General features: G+C 41.9%; 4 protein-coding genes. 1 reads left to right on the forward strand and 3 read right to left on the reverse strand.

The window, feature by feature from the left end:
- The first annotated feature begins 100 nt into the window (after positions 1 to 100).
- Complete coding sequence (locus B7Y67_RS14285) at positions 101 to 1,627, forward strand: glycosyltransferase (protein WP_293599215.1); 1,527 nt, start codon at positions 101 to 103, stop codon at positions 1,625 to 1,627.
- Positions 1,628 to 1,682: 55 nt separating this feature from the next.
- Here the strand turns inward: B7Y67_RS14285 and B7Y67_RS14290 are convergent, their stop codons facing one another.
- The 3 genes from B7Y67_RS14290 to B7Y67_RS14300 form a co-directional block, all read right to left on the reverse strand.
- Positions 1,683 to 2,075, reverse strand: a complete 393-nt coding sequence (locus tag B7Y67_RS14290) for a type II toxin-antitoxin system HicB family antitoxin (protein ID WP_114653502.1) — start codon at positions 2,073 to 2,075, stop codon at positions 1,683 to 1,685.
- Positions 2,072 to 2,266, reverse strand: a complete 195-nt coding sequence (locus tag B7Y67_RS14295) for a type II toxin-antitoxin system HicA family toxin (protein ID WP_293599216.1) — start codon at positions 2,264 to 2,266, stop codon at positions 2,072 to 2,074. The genes B7Y67_RS14290 and B7Y67_RS14295 overlap by 4 nt, the downstream gene beginning before the upstream one ends.
- 53 nt (positions 2,267 to 2,319) lie before the next feature.
- Positions 2,320 to 2,915: ComEC/Rec2 family competence protein (locus tag B7Y67_RS14300; RefSeq protein ID WP_367227289.1), on the reverse strand; the 596-nt coding region annotated here is incomplete at its 5' end.

A 2,915-nucleotide genomic window follows, 5' to 3' on the forward strand; every position in this document is an offset into this window, starting at 1 on the left:
ATGCACTTAGAGCCCTGAAAGACGACTATCAAGCAGAACCATAGAAGTTCAACATTCACTAGGTATACTTTGACTTCAGATATCTCCACAGGAGAAGAGCATGAAAGTATTTCTAATGCGTCTATGGAGAAAATTAAATTATTTTCTTCGCACTCAATCTCAAATTGCAGTTCAGACAAGCAAAGAGGTTTTGCGCAGACAAGAAACATCCAATCAAACAAGCGCCTTACATCAAGCGCTTTGTAGCGTTGTCATTCCAGCGCTGAACGAAGAAAAAGCGATTGAGTCGGTTATTCAATACGCACAAAAGGATACCTTCACTGGGGAAGTCATTGTGATTGATGACAGCTCGATTGATAACACAGCCCAAATAGCCCGATCTGCTGGAGCACAAGTACAGAGGAGCTCAATGCTAGGTAAAGGCGCTTCAATGCTTGATGGTGTTCAGATCGCAATGCATGAGTGCATTGTTTTTTTAGATGGCGACCTATCAGGCCTAGAAGAAAATATCATTGCAAAAATGGTAGCACCATTGATTACAGATGACGCTGACTTTGTAAAAGCAAAATTTGGTAGGGGCGGTGGACGAGTTACTGAACTAACTGCCAAACCCATGCTCAAAGTATTTTTTCCAGAACTAGCTGGGATATCTCAACCACTCGGTGGAATTATTGCCGCCAAATCTTCTTTACTTAAAAAGCTCACTTTTGAATCTGGCTATGGTGTAGACATTGGTCTTCTTATTGACGCTCATCTTAAAGGGGCACGTATCTGCGAGGTAGATATTGGTTCTTTAGAGCATGATAGTCAGCCTTTGGTAGACCTTACAACCATGGCCAATGAAGTAGCTCGCGTGATTCATCATTACTCACGCCATGCTGGAAGACTACATGTAGAACAAATCTCTGAGATGTATGAGGAACAAAGACTTGCCTCAGCCTCATTTGATTACATCATCAATCGCCGCAAGGATCGTCGCAAAGTAGTGCTATTAAATATGGATGGCACCATCACACCAAATCAATTTATCCAAGATTTGGCAAGCTTTACTCATACCGAGGAAACTTTAGGAGCCATACTGAATCTTTATCAAAATGATGCCGTTATTCGTGAACAGAAAGTTGCAGAAATTTTCAAATTTACCCATCGAACTCAATTTGAAAAAGTAGCAATGTCGATGCCTATTAAGCCTGGTGTCGTTGAATTTGTAAATCAAATGAAGCGCAATGGCTTTATGGTTGGACTGATATCTGATAGTTACTTTATTGCCGCTGAAATCATGCGCAAGAGAATTTTTGCAGATTTCGCAATTGCTCACACTCTGAGATTTAGAAACGATATTTGTAGCGGAGATTTAAATTTCAATAAAGACTTTTTCCCTGATCGTAGTCATGGGAATTTGCAACCCTGCAAAAGTAATGTGATTAAACGATTTCTCTCCAAAAACAATAAACCAAGTTTCACTGAAGTTTGGGCTATTGGGGATCGGTTAAATGATCTTGATATGCTTTTACTAGCTGATAAGGCCTTTGTGATCGACCCCAAGTCTCCAGAGCTATTGAAGCACAAGCATATTAAACATGTTTCTTCGTTTGAGGATTTATCTCAAGTCGATGTCATCGTTTAAATGGCCTTGAGTTCTCTCAATTAGACGGGCGTGCCCAAGGATTCTAATTGCCAACTCAAGCAGTTAATGCCAAATGTGCAATGAATGCGGATCTGTTTTCTCCGGCTTTTTTTGCTTTTGCATCCAATCTAGCCAATACCCTTTTTGGAAGGGTGATATTTATTCGCTCTATTTCATCTGAAAGCAATGCTGGATCAATCTCTACAATTGCCCAAACCCACCCTTTAAATTCTTTCCGCTTTTGCAACTCCCTCAATGAGCTTGGTTTCGGTATTTCTTGATTACGCTCTAATGCAAGCTCAATCCAAATCTCTATAGCCTCTTTTGCGTTTTCTATAGCTTCATCAATATCTCTATCTCCAGCTGAGAAACAGCCTGCCAAATCTGGCACAACGACACCCCAGGCTTCCTTGCTAGATCCCGGCTCAATTGCAATCGGATATTTCATTTATTACCCCTCTTGATATCTGCCTGTTTTAATATTTTTTCCACTAAACCAAGACCCAAATCCTTTTTAGGATGAGGAATGCAAATATGCCCATCCTTTATTCTGTGAATGAAGATATGATGCGAACCCCTCGTCCTACTGAGTACCCACCCATCACTCTTCAATAGCTCAATTAGTTTTTTACTGTGCATCGATCTCCTTTTAAATTATACACACCATACACATCACATATGCTTATATTGATCTACTCTCCTTTTCGATGCCATAGGCGCTGACTATGCTGGCGCCAAAATATCGGCTCACTCTGGTTTAACTCCGATTTAGCTGGAAATTCCCAAACCTGCGCACCAGTGCTTGGTGATTGATAGAAAGGAATATTCATACTTTGATATCGGGCGGTGACCGTTGGATGTGGGTGCCCATAACGATTTCGATAGCCGTTCTGTGCAAATGCTTGATCAGGATTTAGTACGGTTAAGAGCCCTTGAGACGATGATGTCTTGCTGCCATGATGTGGAGCCATGAATATCAGCGCCTTGTCTTGTAAGTCATTGAGTGCTTCTTGGGTTAAGCGCTCAGTGATATCGGCTTCACCCTGCTTCTCCACATCACCCGTTAACCAGAACGAAGTGCTTGTATTACGAACCTCCAGAACACAACTAACTTCATTAGGCTTCCTAGGGTATTGATCTTCAAAAACTGTATCCGCATACGGATGCCAAATATGAAACTCCACCCCATCCCATGACCATTGCTGGCCGAAGCGACAGGGAATCGCAGGAATCTTTCTGCCCTCTAAATTTGCGAGCAATGGGTTGGTGCTCGGCAAGGATCCCATCA

The organism is Polynucleobacter sp. 35-46-11 (assembly GCF_002281105.1).